This window comes from Thalassospira tepidiphila MCCC 1A03514, from assembly GCF_001662875.1.
Lineage (GTDB): Bacteria > Pseudomonadota > Alphaproteobacteria > Rhodospirillales > Thalassospiraceae > Thalassospira > Thalassospira tepidiphila.
In genome coordinates this window covers 199,412-215,483 of the sequence record NZ_JPVZ01000001.1, presented here as the reverse complement: position 1 = coordinate 215,483, position 16,072 = coordinate 199,412, and the positions used below count along the sequence as shown (strand labels likewise).

Here is a 16,072-nt window from a genome sequence, read left to right as displayed (position 1 = left end):
GGGATTTGATGGGCAAGAATGTGACGTTTTGGCACTTCCCGAGGGTTTCCGCGGTATATGCAGAAAGGCTGAAATCGGCCAAAAATGCGGGAAAACCAGCGGCGATCCATCTTCTGCCCATAAAATCCCAATTCCGTTCCATGGGGACCCATGGGAAGACCATCGAAAAACCGAAATTTGGGTTTTGATGGACCCGTTCAAGAATTGGATTTGAATGGGGTCGTCGAAGACAATTTGCGATTTGATGGCCAATCGGGTTTGATGCGCGGGCAAACTCCTGCAAAATGTCAAAATGATCTCTGATGGTTTTGATCGGCCATCGCGAATGAAAATGTCCCCAAATGGGACGTTGTCTTCTGGCGCGGGGCAGCGTCAGTGAAACGAAGGAAGCGATTGTTGCGGATAAAAGCTGCCATTCTATTAATGGGTTGTGCATTTTCCTGGGCCGCGTTGGTTCCCGGGGTAAACCCGGTCACGGGTGGCGTGGCCGCTGCACAGGGGCTTAGTCTTGACCCGGCCGGTGGCGGATCAAATTCGCCAGAAGTTTCATCACCACAGATGCGTGAATTACTGCCCTTGATCATGCAACAACTGCAAAACAATCCGGAACTGATGTCTCAGTTTGGACTGGGTGGGCTTTCGGGGCTGAATGGCCTGAATGGGGATGGTTCCGGTGGAGGTGCCGGCGTTCCCGGTATGACAGGCGACGGTGTGTCGAACATCCCCGGACTGAACGAGGCAATCGCAAAGGCGCTTGCCCAGCAAAATGGTGGCGCGGGCGTCGCCCCATCGGGCATTCCCGAACAGGTCAAAGTCTATCGCGAACAATACCACCCGGTTGATATCGACCAGGATGGCCGGATCAGCGCGGACGAGGCTGCCGCCTATGCCAGCTGGATGTTTCGGCGGCGCGATATCACGGGCGATAATGTTTTGGTGGCGCGCGAATTTGCCGCGGTTGAAAAATTGCCGGGTTCTTCGGATGCCAATCGACAAAGGTTGCGTACCGAAAGCCGCAGACTTGAATTGCTGTTTCCGGAATTTGATGCCGATGGTGACAAGATGATCAGCAAGGAAGAATTCATGGCACAGGTGCACGCGACCTATGATGAAAAGCGCGGAGCGGAGGCGGATATTGATCCGTTTTCGTTCCAGACGGTTTTGCCATTCTAGGGCTGTGCTACTTGGAAACGCATTCATCACATGACAAGCATTCAATAAACTGGCATCCGTAACCATCGGCAAGCCGGAAGAGACGGAGAGGCTCATGGACACCAACGAATTCTTTGCCCCGGTGCGCGCAAACACCGACAATGGCAATACCGCCAGTCCGGCTGCTTCTAATAGCGCTGTCACCGACGGCGGGCAGGCAGCCGAGGTCGCAAACACGCCATCTGAACAATCTGCCGCCAAACCGGCTGCTGCCAAGGCCGAACGCCTTCCGGTTTGGGTCGATTTGCATGCCCCGACGCCCGATGAAATTCACGAGATTGAAGAACGCTTTGGCATTGAAATACCGACGCGCGAAGAAATGCAGGAAATCGAACTGTCATCGCGCTTGTATGACGAAGACGGTGCGTTGTTCATGACGGTTTCTGTTCTGACCAAGGCAACCACCGATGCACCGCAAACCACGGCGGTGACATTTATTCTGGTCAAAAAGACCCTGATCACCGTGCGTTATGCCGATCCGGTGCCGTTCAAGACCTTTATCCGTCGTGTGAAACGCAGCCCGTCGCTTGCCAATAGCGCCGAGGCCGTTCTGTTTGGTCTGCTCGAACAGATTGTTGATCGACTTGCCGACCTGATGGAGCAAACAGCGACCGATCTTGAAGGCCTGTCCAATCAGGTCTTTATCAGCCCCGACGAGAATAGCTCGGATGCGGATCACCGCGAAACCCTGCGTCAGATCGGGCGTACCGGTAACCTGTCGGGCAAGGCCAAGGACAGCCTTTTGAACCTGCATCGCTTGGGATTATTCCTCTCAACACAGGCGCGGCTTAAAAAGGATGCCAAGGCACGGCTCAAGATCCTGTCGCGCGATATTGTCTCGATTACCGAGCACGCCAATTTCATCGCCAACAAGGTGACCTTCCTGCTGGATGCGACGCTTGGCATGATCAGTCTTGAGCAGAACAACATCATCAAGATTTTCTCGGTCGCAGCCGCCGCCTTCCTGCCGCCGACCCTGATTGCCAGCATCTATGGCATGAACTTCGAATTCATGCCGGAACTGGGTTGGAAGTTCGGCTATCCGGTCGCAATCGGCCTGATGGTTTTGTCTGCCGTCCTGCCGCTGCTGTATTTCAAGCGCAAAGGATGGCTATAAGCCAAATGGCGAAATGCGTGGGGCTTCTGTCCTTTTAGACAGTCTTTGCGCTGCTAGATTGACCGGCACATTCACCAAATATCGGAGCCCCACAAATGAGCAAGACCGCCTTGATCCTGATTGATTGGCAGAAGGGATTTGATGACCTCAATTACTGGGGAAATCGCAATAACCCCGACGCCGAAGCCAACGGCGAAAAACTTCTCGCACACTGGCGCGCCAAAGGTTGGCCTGTGTTTCATGCCAAGCATAATTCCACAGAGCCGCAATCGCGCCTGCATCCCGAACATCCCGGTAACGCTTTCAAGCCGGGTTTTGCGCCCAAGGATGATGAGCCGGTCTATGGCAAGAACGTAAATTCCGCCCTGATCGGCACGGACCTTGAGGCCGATCTGCGTGCGCAAGGCATTTCAAAACTGGTTCTGAGCGGGATAACCACGGATCATTGCGTGAACACAACCACCCGCATGGCGGCCAATCTTGGATTTGATGCCACCATTGCGGCGGATGCCTGTGCAACCTTTGATCGCAGCTTGCCAGACGGGCGGGTTTTCCCGGCTCAAATGGTCCATGATGTTGCGCTTGCCAGCCTGAATGGCGAGTTTGCAGCGGTGAAAACAGTCGCGGAAATTATTGCGGGTTAATCGGCAATTGACTTGCGTTCGCAACTAAAGCAGTTTCTGCCCTCGTTTCTCGCCAAAGGTAATCTGCAATGACCAAAATCGATACTCAGGAAAAGCTCCGTGCCATTTACGGAGAACCGCTTGGACTTGCTGTCAGCAAATGTTTGCCGGCGCTTGATCCGCACTGCAAGCACTTCATTTCGCTTGCGCCCTTTGCGGTCATTTCCTCGTCAGATACCAATGGCAATGCAGATGTCAGCCCGCGCGGGGATGGCCCGGGTTTCATCAAGGTTGTTGATGACAAAACGCTGGTCATGCCCGATCGTCCCGGGAATAACCGGGTCGATACCTTGTCAAACATCGTCGACAACCCGAAAGTCGGGATGCTGTTTTTCGTGCCGGGCGTGAACGAAACGCTGCGCATCAATGGTGTTGCTGAAGTCAGCACCGACCCGGAGCTGCTTGGGCTGTTTACCGACACGCCCAAGGCACCGATAACCGCAATCAAGATCACGGTCGAGGAAGCCTTCCTGCATTGCGCAAAGGCGCTGATGCGTTCCAAGCTTTGGGATCCGGAAACCCGGATCGAACGCAAGACGCTTCCGACCTTGGGCAAGATGATCAAGGATCAGACAGCGTCCGATATCCCCGAAAGCACGCAGGAAGAAGTAGACAAGTATTTCGCGCAATCCATTGCCGAGCGCGGCTGATCTGCTGTTCATGATTGAACGCATTTGATCCGGGCGATGACGGGAAACGGTCATCGCCTTTTTTCTGTCTGAAAAGATAATACCAGATGGCCTGTAAGCCGGGTTCTGTCCATGCGGCGAACCGCACTGGATGACTATTCATCTGGGACGTCCGTCGCCGAACGCCTCCTGCAACCAACCCGAATGGTGGTGCGAAAACTCACCTGCCGACAATGCCGAAGCATCCGGCCGACCATTCCTATTAGGTTTTGCTCCCGGTGGGGTTTACCATGCGTCCCGCATTGCTGAAGGACCGGTGCGCTCTTACCGCACCCTTTCACCCTTACCGGATGGCTTGCGCGATCCGGCGGTATCCTCTCTGTGGCACTTTCCCTAGGGTCGCCCCCGCCAGACGTTATCTGGCACCGTGTTTCCGTGGAGCCCGGACTTTCCTCCCCGATTGCAAGCAATCAGGGCAGCCATCCGGCCATCTGGTGATCGGGATGTAGGTCACATCCATGGTGGCGTCAAGAAAAAGCAGTGCGGGCAGGGATGCCTAGCGGATGATCGCACTGGCTAGCACCTTGGCGACGGCAATGCATTCGCTATCGACATCGCCTGAAATGTCGTTTTGCCGCCAATGACGCTGGAACGCGATGGTGCGTTTGGCTTTATCTTCGTCGCTGGTTGCCGCGCCATAGCCGATGGCATCCAGTAAAGCATGAAACTCATCTGGGGTTGTCGGCGCGTCGACCATGTTCGATGGCATAGCCGGAACACCACTGCATCCGGGCCATAGCCCGATGCCGTTTTCTGCCAGTTGCTGCCACGGGAACAGTTCGCCCGGGTCTTCCTTGCGGTCCGGGGCCATATCGGAATGAGCGATAATGCGGCTGGCCGGGATCTCATGGCGTTTGAGGATGTCTTGCGCCAGCTCTATCACGGATTTGATCTGGATGTCCGGAAACGGGCGATAGCCATATTCATGTCCCGGATTGACGATCTCGATCCCGATGGAGTGGGAATTCACGTCTTGGCAGCCTTGCCAAATGCCAAGCCCGGCATGCCATGCGCGCTTTTCTTCATCAACCAGCTGAAAGATACGGCCATCTTCCTCGATCAGGTAATGGCTTGAGACAGAACTTTCCGGATCACACAGGCGTTCAAGTGCGTCGGCACCCGATTGCATGCCGGTGTAATGCAGGACCAGAATATCAGTCGGGCATCCTTCCGGACGATCACCGAAATTGGGGGAGGGACGGGAAATGATGTTTCCTGCTGATCGCGTTCTGGTGATCTTTTCCCCCATGCGGATCAATCCATTCCCTGTGCTTTGCGTTGGACCGGCTTGCGCAGCATGATGACCGCGACACCGCACAGAACGACTGTGCCCCCAATGATTTTAAGCAGCGAAAACGGCTCGTCAAACACAAGGAAGGAGCCCATCACACTGATCACCGGCGCCAACAGGGTCCAGGGCACAACAACATTTACATCCTGCGTCTTTAGCAAATGATACCAGAAGCCATAAGCCACAATCGACGACATCACGACCGTGAAGGCAAGGTTTGCATAGGCCACCCAGCTTGCGTTCATCACCGCTTCAAACCCGTTCGGTTCAAAAATCAGGGACATGATCAGCAGTTGCGGGGCCGCCATCAGCGCCATCCAGCCATTCAGCTGGAAGGTATCAATATCGCCGAGCTTCTTGATCATGACATTTGCAACCGCCCACATGAAGGATGCAAACACCACGAGTAGTAGTGGCAATTGCAGTTCGGTCATGGTCGGGTCCCAGAACATGATGGTGACACCGATAAAGGCCAGTGCCATACCCGAAAGCCGTTTCCAGCCCAGCCGGTCATTAAAGAAATAGGTCGCAAGCATCGACGAAAACGGCACGCCCAAAAGAATGATGATGGCAACCGGCCCGGCATCAATCATCGAAAGGGCATAGAACAGAACCCCGAAATGCAGGCCGCCAAAGGTCACCGAGATCAGGGCCAGCTTGCCAAAACGGCCGCGCGGAACTTGCGTAAACGGGATCAACAGGATCGCCACAGCCGCAAAACGCATCGCCGTCAGGATGAAGGGCGGGATTTCACCAACCGCCCCTTTGACGGTCAGCATGTTCACGCCCCAAATGACGGCGACGGAAAAGGCCATAATTACGGCTTTGATCGGCATGGCGGGGCCTTTCGGCAAAAGGGGGCAATAATGACCCCAAGAATATCAGATAGATACGCAGCCCCGTCCAAGTTTTTTGGACGGGTTCCACTCCCTTGATCCGATGTTTCAGCCCAAAGTACAAATGAGTTGTTCTCAACTCATGCCTAAACTGTCTTGAAATTCGCTTAAGCTTGGTCAGCCCTGACCAAGTTCCTCGCGCAGCATTTCAAGTTCCAGCCAGCGTTCCTCGGATGCTTCAAGTTCTGAGCGCGCCGCATCAAGTCGATCCACCTTTTTCTGGAAACCGTTCGGGTCCTTGGTGAACAGGCTGCTGTCAGAAAGGGCATCCTCAAGGGTGGCGATTTCCGCTTCCAGTTTGGCCATCGCAGCAGGCAGATTGTCGTACTCGCGCTGATCTTTATAGCTCAGCTTGCCTGTGGGCTTGGATTTTGGTGCCGATGCCTGTGCGGCCTTCTTGACCTGTTTGGCAGCGGCCTTTTCTTCCTTGGCGGCCTCGGCGCGTGAAAGTCTGCGTTGGGCGATGTAATCGGAATAGCCACCTGCATACTCGATTGCAGTCCCATCGCCTTCCATGACGATGGATGATGTCACAACGCGATCAAGGAAGTCACGATCGTGGCTGACCAGAAGCAGCGTGCCTTCATAGTCGCTCAGCATTTCCTGAAGCAGATCGAGCGTATCCATATCCAGATCGTTGGTCGGCTCATCCATGATCAGAAGGTTGGTCGGCTTGGCCAATTGTTTGGCCAGCAACAGACGATTGCGTTCACCGCCTGAAAGCGCGCCGACCGGGCTTCTGGCCTGTTTTTCATCAAACAGGAAATCACGCAGATAGCTGACAACATGGCGCGGATTGCCGCGCACCATGACCTGATCGCCACCAACATCACACAGCGTATCCCAAAGGGTCTTGCTGTCATCAAGGGCGGCGCGTTTCTGATCGAAATAGCTTGGATTAAGGTTGGTGCCGATCTTGATCGTGCCGCTGTCAGGTTCGATCTGACCGGTCAGCATTTTCAAAAGCGTGGTTTTCCCAGCCCCGTTCGGGCCGATAATGCCAACCTTGTCGCCACGTAAAATACGGGTCGAGAAATTAGCGATGATCTGACGGTCGCCAAATGATTTGGCGATATCGGTCGCTTCGATCACGACCTTGCCGGATGTCTCACCGGCATCGGCCGCAAGCGACACGTTGCCGATGCGGTCAACCTGTTGGGAACGCTGGGCGCGCATGTCATAAAGACGGCGCAGACGGCCCTGGTTCCGTTTGCGGCGGGCTGAAATACCCTGCACCGACCAGACGGTTTCCTGCGCAATCAGTTTATCAAGCTTGGCGCGTTCCTCGGCTTCCTTGCGATAGATTTCCTCGGACCATTCCTCGAACTGGGAAAAGTTGATCGCACCCTGATGCATCACACCACGATCAAGCCACAGCACACCATTCGATACGGCATTCAGGAATGCACGGTCGTGCGAGATCACCACAACAGCACCGCGGAAATTCTTGATTTCGCCCTCAAGCCATTCAATCGTCGGCAAATCAAGGTGGTTGGTGGGCTCGTCAAGCAACAGAACCTGCGGATCGGCAATCAGTGCACGCGCAATCGCGGCCCGGCGGCCTTCACCACCTGAAAGCTGTTTGGGGTCCGACTTCGGATCAATATCAACCGATGCCAGCAACATGTCGGATCGATAGGCATAATCCTGTTCATGGTCATCAAGGGCCGAAAGCACAAAATCCTCGACCGTGTCATAGCCGTCGAATTTCGGTTCCTGATTAAGGTAGGCCACCTTGCAGCCTGGCTGAACAAAGCGTTCGCCGCCATCGGGTTCGATTTCACCAGCGATGATTTTCAAAAGAGTCGATTTGCCACCACCATTGCGCCCGACAAGGCACAGGCGATCACGGTCGCCAATGGCAAATGACACATCAGAAAACAGATCATTCCCGCCAAAGGTCAGGTGAATGTCATTAATATTGATCAGCGGTGGCGCCATGGAAAAACCGACAAGTTTGAAAACAAAACAGGGTCACAGTGACCGGCCCCCTGCAAACAGCAATTCGCGCACCGTTGCAAGGGAAATCAACTTTGACAGAGATAATCGCGAAGATCGAACGCGCTAGCGGATACCGCGCTCTTTGCGGATTTGATCCCAGGCCGCATTGATCCGCGCCATCTTCTCGTTGGCCTGTTCGATGAATTCCGGCGGCATGCCCTTGGCCATCAGGGTGTCAGGATGGTTTTCGCGCGACAATTTCCGATGGGCCGATTTCAGGTCATCGTCACTGGCATCACGCGTCAGGCCAAGCTGCTCATAGGGATCCGGGCCGTCTGACGCGGTGAAGGCATGATGAACCCGTTCAAAGTCGACCTCGGCAAAGCCAAAGATATTGGCGACCTTTTTAAGGTAATCCTGTTCGGCCGGGTGCAGTTCGCCGTCGGCCATGGCGATTTGATAAAGTGCCTCAAGCACACCTTCAAGGATGGCACGTTCACCGCGAAACATGGTGGCTATCTGATGGGCATAAACCTCAAACCCGTCTGACGACGACCGCGCCATGTCAAAGATGCGGCCGACATTCTTTTCTTCGCCCGGCGGGATATGGAACACGCGTTTGAAGGCGTTGACTTCATCGCGGCTGACATGCCCGTCAACCTTCGCCATCTTGGCGGCCAGCACGACCACACCGGTTGCAAAGGCGATCTGGCGGGGATCATGCCCGCCAATTTGCGGCCCGCGTGCATTGCTTTTGATCTTGTCAACGACATGACCGGCCGCCGCGCCGAGAATTGCACCCAATGGTCCGCCCAGGGCAAAGCCTGCAGTTCCGCCAATAATTTTGCCCCAGATGCTCATGGGTGATCTTCATCCTGTTTGTTGTAATCCGGCGCGGTCGATTGGCTGAATGGATAGGTGATTAATCGGTACCAATACCCGCGCAAAGCACAAACATAGTGCGCAGATGATGAAAAGAAATGACCTAATTTGCGGGAATTTTCGCCAAAGGTAGAGTGGATTAGTAATTAGTCTATACTTTAGTATTTATATATCTACTGATGGTAGAATGTTTTATGGTTCTGAAAAACAAAATATAAAACCAAGAACCGGAAAATAAGGGGTGGAAGCATGTCTTTCTTGTCGCGAATGAAGCTGGTTTACCAGATCTCGCTGCTGAGCATCGTTGCTCTGGTGATTTTCGCCATTGTCGGGATCACACAATTCGTCGCCGATCAACAGCGCCAATCCGCGCAATTGATCGCCAAAGCTGCGAGCGAAGACTCCCGGACTGTAAGTACCGTATCGCGCGCATTCCTTGATGCGCGTCGGCACGAGAAAGACTTTGTTATTCGACGAAGCGAGGAATATGTCACTGCCCACGCCGAAGCCGCCGCGCAAATCCGGGCCGGTCTGGAAAAGCTTTCCGGGCGTGAAGAACTTGGTGACCTTCTTGAGCAGGTCGAGCAGGTTCAGACAGCCGTCGATAATTATGTGTCGGAATTCGCCACTGTCGTAGAACTGCAGCGCAAGGTTGGTCTGGACGAGAGTTCGGGATTGCTTGGCGAAATGCGCAGTGCTGCATCCGAAGTCGAAACTGCTTTGGCAGAAGTGGCCAAGCTTGAAGCGATGCTGGGACTGAGTGGCACCAAGGACCTCTCGATTGCCGTTTTGCAGATGCGCCGCGATGAAAAGGATTTTCTTGCCCGTCTGGATCCGGCCTATGTCGAAAGTGTCGAAGCAACTTCCAAGCAGTTCTCGGATGCGCTTGAGCGCGCCGGCAGCATTCAGGATGAAAAGAAACAGCAGCTTGGCAAGTTGATGGATTCATATCTGGCGGATTTCAAAACCCTTGCCGATGCCGTTCTTGAACGTGAAGAATCCCTGGAACGCCTCAGCGCATATTACGCCGCCGTCGAGCCGGTTCTGGAAACATTGGGCAATGAGGTGCGCACGGTAGCCGAAAACATGCAGCGCCGGGCAGAGGAAATTGCCCATACCGGCGTTCAAGTCACCTTTGCCATCTTTATCGCCGGTGCGATCATCATGATCCTGATGTCGATGGTTCTTGCGCGTGCCATCGTGCGGGCCATCACCGGGTTGACCGACAAGATGGCCCGGTTGGCCAAGAACGACTTTGACGTCAAACTGGATGAAGCCGACCGCAAGGATGAAATCGGCGAAATGGGCCGGTCTGTGGTTGTCTTCCGCGAAAACGGTCTGGAGCGGCAAAAGCTTGAAGCACAGCAACGCGAACTTGACGAAAAACAGCGCCAGCGCATTGAAAAGCAGGAACAGCACATTCGCGAATTTGACGATGATGTCGTCGCAATGATGAGCGAAGTGGGGACTGCCGTTCAACAGCTGCATTCCGTCTCCGAAGTTCTGCGCAACAGTGCAGCCACAGCCAATGAACAGTCGACAACTGTTTCTGCGGGCAGTGAAGAAGCATCGTCAAACGTGCAACTTGTTGCAACGGCGGCGACGGAGCTTTCGGCCTCTATCCACGAAATTGCCGGGCAGATCAGCGATACTTCGAAAATGGCGGCGACGGCGAGTGATCGTGCCCAGACAACCAACGATGACATCCAGGGCCTGAATGCGGCTGCCGTCCGCATTGGCGAAGTCATCAATCTGATCAGCGATATCGCCGAACAAACCAACCTTCTGGCACTGAACGCCACGATCGAAGCCGCCCGTGCCGGTGATGCCGGCAAGGGATTTGCCGTGGTCGCAAGCGAGGTGAAAAACCTTGCCAATCAGACCGCCAAGGCGACCGAGGACATTTCAAGCCAGATCAATGATATCCAGCAAGCGACACAGTCGGCCGTCGATGCGATTGATAGCATTGTTCAGATGATCAAGGATATCAGCGAGCGGGCATCTGCGGTGGCCGCGGCCGTCGAACAACAGACCGTTGCGACCAGCGAGATTTCCCAGAATGTCGAACAGGCCGCATCGGCAACCACCGAAATCTCGAACGCCATGCAGGGGGTTTCGTCGGCGGTGGCAGAAACCACCGAGGCTGCCGATGATGTGCGTGGTTCCGCCGATAATCTGGGTCGCCAAAGTGATGGTCTGAGTGAACGTATCGATAACTTCCTTGCAAGGATGCGCTCGATTTCATAGGCCGCCTGCAACAGGCATCAATTCACGTCTGCAACTGCAACAAGAGGAAAGAGCAATCTTTCCTCTTGTTTTGTTGTGCCTCACACCAAATGTGATTCAGTTGAGTAAGAGACAGGCACCGGGCAAGCATCAATTATGTTTTGCCACGGCTTAGAGGCCGAAATGGTTTCCCGACATAAGGGGCAAGGTTCCCCCGATTTGATCTGGCGGGCGCGATAGGTGTCTTCATTTCGTTGTTGAATAGAAACCTGCGCTGATGCCAGCGGGCGAGAAGCTATGGCAAAGGCGGGGCAACTGCTTGGGGGCCAAGATGAATTTTCTTTCCCGAATGAGACTTCTCTATCAAATATCGCTGATCGGCGGGGTTGCACTTTTGATCTTTATTGTTGTTGGTGCCGTGCAATTCATTGCCGAGCAACAAAGACGGGCCGCCGAAGAGGTCGCAGAAAGTGCGCTGGAAAACAAACTGGTTGCTGACGCTGTTTCGCGTGAATTTCTGAATGCACGTCGGCGGGAAAAGGATTTCCTGCTGCGCATGGATGAAAAATATGTTTCCGAGCATGCCAGTGTCGTCCAAGACGTCAATGCCGGCCTCGAGCAACTTGAACAGGCACCGCAACTAAACGCGTTTGATGCGCAGCTCCAGGAAATCGTGACAGCCTTTGCCAACTATGACGCGAAGTTCGCGGTGGTTGTCGGTTTGCAGCGAGAAATCGGGTTGAACGAGGAAGAAGGACTTCTGGGACGGCTACGTTCCTCGGTGCACAATGTCGAAGAGGCGCTCAAGAAATATAACGCCGACAACCTTACGGTAATCATGTTGATGATGCGCCGCCACGAGAAGGACTTTCTCGCGCGACTTGATCCAAAGTATATCGGTCGGATCGATGACCGCCTTGCCGAGTTCGGAGCGGCATTGGCCGCATCAAACATTCCCGCCGACGAGCAGGATAAAATCACCGACTTGATGAAGTCATATGTCGCTGACTTCAAGGCCCTGTCTGAAAAGATCCTGCAACGCGAAGCAGAGCTCGGCTTTTTGTCCGACTATTATGCCGAGGCTGAACCCATCCTTAATGAACTCAGTCAGTCGATTGGCGCAATCGCACAGACCCAAAAGCAAAGAGCTGACAGCATTGCAGAAACCAGTCTGACGGTCTCGGTCATCATGTATTCAATCGGTGTTCTTGCGTTGATGGGGCTTTCGTTCTTGTTGGCGCGCGCCATTGTCAGCGCGATCAGCGGTTTGACCAACAAAATGACCCGACTGGCTGAAAACGACTTTGATGTCGATATCAACGAAGTGAAGCGGGCGGACGAAATCGGCGAGATGGGGCGTGCGGTTCTGGTGTTCCGCGAAAACGGTATCGAACGCATCAAGCTTGAAGCAGCGCAAAAGGCAGAAGACGAAAAACGCCGCAAACGCATGGAGACTCAGGAACGCTATATTCAGGAATTTGATCAGGCGGTGGTTGCCGTCATGGCCGATGTCGGAATAGCGGTGGAGCAACTCCATCAGGTGTCGAATGTGTTGCGTAACAGTGCTGAAACTGCGACCAACCAGTCGATGGCGGTTTCGTCCGGTGCGGAAGAGGCGTCTTCGAATGTGCAGTTGGTTGCTACGGCTGCAACCGAACTTTCGGCTTCTATCAACGAGATTTCCGGTCAGGTCACTGAAACGTCAACCATGGCACAGTCCGCAACCGAGCGGGCGCGCAATACCAATGACAATATTCAGGGGCTTAATGATTCTGCGATCAAAATCGGCGAAGTCATCAGCCTGATCAGTGACATTGCCGAACAAACCAACCTTCTTGCACTCAACGCAACGATTGAGGCCGCCCGGGCGGGGGATGCAGGCAAAGGCTTTGCCGTCGTCGCAAGCGAGGTGAAAAACCTTGCCAATCAGACCGGCAAGGCAACCGAGGAAATCACATCCCAGATCAACGATATCCAGCAGGCGACAAGCCTTGCCGTCGATGCAATCGACGAGATTGTCAAAATGATCTCCGACATTAGCGAACGCGCAGCTGCGGTGGCGGCAGCGGTTGAGCAGCAAACTGTCGCCACCAGCGAGATTTCGCAGAACGTCGAACAGGCCGCCGCCGGGACAGAGGAAATCTCGGCTGCCATGCAAGGGGTGTCTGCAGCTGTCAATGAAACCAACGAGGCCGCTGGCAACGTCAATGTTTCGGCCAATAATCTTGGTCAACAAAGCGGTGATTTGCGGTCGCAGATTGATGGTTTTCTCGAACGGATGCGCACACTTTAACGGTGAATTGCCGATAAGTATAAGGCGGCAGGGGCTTTACCTTGTCGCCTTTATCGCGATAAAATGCCGACAAACTTCCAATGAACCTGGTCGGAACCTATGTTGGTGACCGGGAATATTGCATTACAGGGAACGTCGGATGGCTGATAAAACACGTATCGTCTCATCGTCACATCTTGTCTCGGAACGCGCAGCCGAACTGTCGGAACTTGAATTTGCGTTGATCCTGTCAGGTAACGCATTTAACCGCTGGATGGTGCGGTGCATGCGTGCGGCAGGTATGCCCGATGTGTCGGTTCTCGATATTCTGGTACTGCACAATGTCAATTCCCGTGAACGGGAAAAAAGCCTGTCTGAAGTGTGCTTTGTTCTGAATGTCGAGGACAGCCATCTTGTGAACTATTCCCTTAAAAAGCTCCGCAAGCTTGGACTGGTTGAGGGTGTCAAACGCGGCAAGGAAGTGCATTACGCGACCACCAAGGAAGGCCGTGAAATGTGTGAGAAATACCGTCAGGTCCGCGAGGATTGCCTGATTGAGACTTTCCAGCGGCTTGGCGTCAATAGCGAGGAAGTCGGGGATGTCGCCAAGACCCTTCGCGCAATTTCCGGTGTCTATGACCAGGCATCACGTGCAGCAAGCGCGATGTAACTCGCGCCGCTGATACCGCTGCCAAGGCTTGTCCCCAGGCATCCGCGATGTCTCGGGACAGCACCTAGGGCTGAATTGGCAACAGGGTACGATTGTAGGTCGGGGACATCACGATCTCGTTGAAGCAGACCCGCTTGGGGGCCCCGACCACATAAGTCACGATTTCTGCTAGATCGCTTGGCTTTAAAAGACGATCAAGCTCTTCCTGTTCTATCGGTACCGGGCGTTGCTGAAGGATCGGGGTGGCAACTTCGCCCGGCGAAATGCAGCAACAGCGGATGTTGTTGTGCAGTTCTTCCTGATTGATGCTGTGCGAAAGATCGACGACACCGCGCTTGGATGCAATATAGGCAGGACCTGCGACCGGGAATTCATGCTTTGCGGCCCAGGACGCAATATTGATGATAAGTCCGTCTTGCTGATCGCGCATCAAGGGCAGGGTCGCGCAAACGGTGTTGGCGACACCGTTCAGATTGACAGCGACGATATGCTGCCAGTCTTTGATATCAAGATCGCGCCAATGCCGTTTCGGGGTGTTCACACCAGCACAGTTGATCAGCACATCAATTTTGCCCATCGCGCTTTTGATTTTCGCGACCGTTTCAATAACCTTGTCGCTGTCACTGATGTCGAGCGGGTAAATTTCAACTTTTCCCCCGCTTGCCGCAATGTCATCTGCAACTTGCCGAAGTGTCTCTTCGCGCCGCGCCGAAAGGGCAACGTGCGCCCCACAAGCCGCCAGAGATTTGGCAATTGCTTCACCGATGCCGCTACCGGCACCTGTAATCCAGACAGACTTCCCCGAAAGATCTGACATTGGATTTTCCCCACTTGTTATTTGTTTGATCGCTAGTTGAATGCCCCCGGCAGGCAACAATAACAACAAAAATATCAGACGAATGGTTGGTTTTTGCGGGTTCACGCAGGTGGGGTTCTAAGTGTTGTTTCCCGGATTTCGCATATCTGCTATGAATTAAAGTTGACAATTTGTCGGCAAAATGTGATCAATGTGTCGGGAGGCTACTTTGGAGTCTCGATACGCGATAGCGTGTATCGGCTTGCATCACACACAGGGAGACTTGAAAAATGTTGAAAAAAGCACTTTCGACTGTCGCAGTCGCAGCGATCACCATGTCAGCCGGCTTTGCATCCGCTGAAGAAACCTGGGACATGGCAACGCCTTATCCTGACGCGACTTTCCACACCCAGAACATCATTGAATTTGCCAAGGATGTGAATGAAGCATCTGGCGGTGAGCTGAGCATCACCGTTCATTCCGGTGGTTCGCTGTTTAAGCATGCTGACATCAAACGTTCGGTTCAGCGCGGCCTGGTGCCGATCGGCGAAACCCTGATTTCGCTGCTGGCCAACGAAAACCCGATCTACACCGTTGACGCGATCCCGTTCCTTGCGACTTCTTACGAAGACGCCAAGAAACTTTGGGAAGTATCGCGCGAAGGCATCGAAGCAGCCCTCGCAAAAGACGGTCTTAAAGTTCTGTATGCTGTTCCGTGGCCGGCACAGGGCCTTTACACCGCAAACGAAGTCAACAGCGTTGCAGACCTCGATGGTGTCAAGTTCCGCGCCTATAACGCCACCACGTCCGAACTGGCATCGCTGACCGGCATGGTCGCGACCCAGGTTGAAGTTCCGGAAATCCCGACCGCCTTTGCAACCGGCATTGTCGAAGCGATGATCACCTCGCCGTCGACCGGTGCCAACTCCAAGGCATGGGACTTTGTTTCGAACTTCTATGACGTTCAGGCATGGCTTCCGAAAAACATGGTTATCGTAAGCGAAAGCGCATTCGATGGCCTGTCTGCTGACGTTCAGGCTGCTGTTCTTGAAGCCGCTGCCAAAGCCGAAACCCGCGGCTGGGAAATGAGCATGGCAGAAGCCGAAGAGAAAAAGAAAATTCTCTCTGAAAACGGCATGAACGTTGCTGCACCGAGTGCAGAACTCAAAGACGGTCTGGCAGCAGCCGGTGACAAAATGGTCGCTGGTTGGCTGGAAAAAACCGGCGATGAAGGCCAGGCCATCATCGACGCGTTCAAGAACTAAGCACTAGTTCTTGCCAATTGTCGGGGCCGGACGGCTGTCGTCCTCCGTTCGGTCCCGGACAATCCGCACATTTTAATGTTACTGTCCGTTAGGTACGATACGTCGCTTTGGGGATGATCGTTGGCGGAAAGG

Annotated in this window: 13 protein-coding genes and 1 other RNA gene; 8 read left to right on the top strand and 6 right to left on the bottom strand. The window is 54.0% G+C overall.

The genetic code is table 11. The features are described from left to right. Positions 1-483 precede the first annotated feature (483 nt). The 4 genes from TH4_RS01000 (at position 484) to TH4_RS00985 (ending at position 3,662) form a co-directional block, all read left to right on the top strand. A complete protein-coding gene (locus tag TH4_RS01000; RefSeq protein ID WP_245227662.1) occupies positions 484-1,173 on the top strand; it encodes an EF-hand domain-containing protein in 690 nt (229 codons plus the stop codon). 94 nt (positions 1,174-1,267) lie between these two features. Next, positions 1,268-2,329: a magnesium/cobalt transporter CorA gene (gene corA / locus TH4_RS00995; protein ID WP_064779587.1), complete on the top strand. Its 1,062-nt coding sequence runs from the start codon at positions 1,268-1,270 to the stop codon at positions 2,327-2,329. A gap of 95 nt (positions 2,330-2,424) precedes the next feature. Continuing rightward, complete coding sequence (locus TH4_RS00990; protein WP_064779586.1) at positions 2,425-2,973, top strand: cysteine hydrolase family protein; 549 nt, start codon at positions 2,425-2,427, stop codon at positions 2,971-2,973. A gap of 68 nt (positions 2,974-3,041) precedes the next feature. Next, positions 3,042-3,662 (top strand): pyridoxamine 5'-phosphate oxidase family protein, encoded by a 621-nt coding sequence (locus tag TH4_RS00985; RefSeq protein WP_064779585.1) that lies wholly within the window; start codon positions 3,042-3,044, stop codon positions 3,660-3,662. Positions 3,663-3,740: 78 nt separating this feature from the next. Here TH4_RS00985 and rnpB read toward each other — a convergent pair. The 5 genes from rnpB to TH4_RS00960 form a co-directional block, all read right to left on the bottom strand. Continuing rightward, positions 3,741-4,136, bottom strand: an RNA gene (rnpB, locus tag TH4_RS00980) — RNase P RNA component class A. Between the two features lie 61 nt (positions 4,137-4,197). After that, the gene (locus TH4_RS00975) at positions 4,198-4,950 is read right to left on the bottom strand and encodes an N-acetylmuramoyl-L-alanine amidase (protein WP_064779584.1); all 753 of its coding nucleotides are present in this window, start codon (positions 4,948-4,950) and stop codon (positions 4,198-4,200) included. Between the two features lie 5 nt (positions 4,951-4,955). Continuing rightward, the gene (locus TH4_RS00970) at positions 4,956-5,828 is read right to left on the bottom strand and encodes a DMT family transporter (RefSeq protein WP_008889609.1); all 873 of its coding nucleotides are present in this window, start codon (positions 5,826-5,828) and stop codon (positions 4,956-4,958) included. Positions 5,829-6,005: 177 nt separating this feature from the next. Next, a complete protein-coding gene (locus TH4_RS00965; protein WP_064779583.1) occupies positions 6,006-7,829 on the bottom strand; it encodes an ATP-binding cassette domain-containing protein in 1,824 nt (607 codons plus the stop codon). A 123-nt stretch (positions 7,830-7,952) separates the two neighbouring features. Then, a complete protein-coding gene (locus TH4_RS00960) occupies positions 7,953-8,690 on the bottom strand; it encodes a TerB family tellurite resistance protein (RefSeq protein ID WP_064779582.1) in 738 nt (245 codons plus the stop codon). 270 nt (positions 8,691-8,960) lie between these two features. On the opposite strand from TH4_RS00960, the gene TH4_RS00955 reads away from it, so the two are divergent. The 3 genes from TH4_RS00955 to TH4_RS00945 all read left to right on the top strand — a co-directional run bounded on the left by TH4_RS00955 (position 8,961) and on the right by TH4_RS00945 (position 13,879). Continuing rightward, positions 8,961-10,958 carry a methyl-accepting chemotaxis protein gene (locus TH4_RS00955; RefSeq protein WP_083996920.1) on the top strand — a complete coding sequence of 666 codons (1,998 nt, stop codon included), beginning with the start codon at positions 8,961-8,963 and terminating at the stop codon, positions 10,956-10,958. A gap of 328 nt (positions 10,959-11,286) precedes the next feature. After that, positions 11,287-13,230 carry a methyl-accepting chemotaxis protein gene (locus TH4_RS00950; RefSeq protein ID WP_064779580.1) on the top strand — a complete coding sequence of 648 codons (1,944 nt, stop codon included), beginning with the start codon at positions 11,287-11,289 and terminating at the stop codon, positions 13,228-13,230. 139 nt (positions 13,231-13,369) lie between these two features. Then, a complete protein-coding gene (locus tag TH4_RS00945; protein ID WP_008889614.1) occupies positions 13,370-13,879 on the top strand; it encodes a winged helix DNA-binding protein in 510 nt (169 codons plus the stop codon). 64 nt (positions 13,880-13,943) lie between these two features. Here TH4_RS00945 and TH4_RS00940 read toward each other — a convergent pair whose 3' ends face one another. Continuing rightward, positions 13,944-14,696: an SDR family oxidoreductase gene (locus tag TH4_RS00940; protein ID WP_064779579.1), complete on the bottom strand. Its 753-nt coding sequence runs from the start codon at positions 14,694-14,696 to the stop codon at positions 13,944-13,946. A 269-nt stretch (positions 14,697-14,965) separates the two neighbouring features. Here TH4_RS00940 and TH4_RS00935 point away from each other — a divergent pair, with 269 nt between their 5' ends. Next, a complete protein-coding gene (locus TH4_RS00935) occupies positions 14,966-15,940 on the top strand; it encodes a TRAP transporter substrate-binding protein (protein ID WP_008889616.1) in 975 nt (324 codons plus the stop codon). Positions 15,941-16,072: the final 132 nt, after the last annotated feature.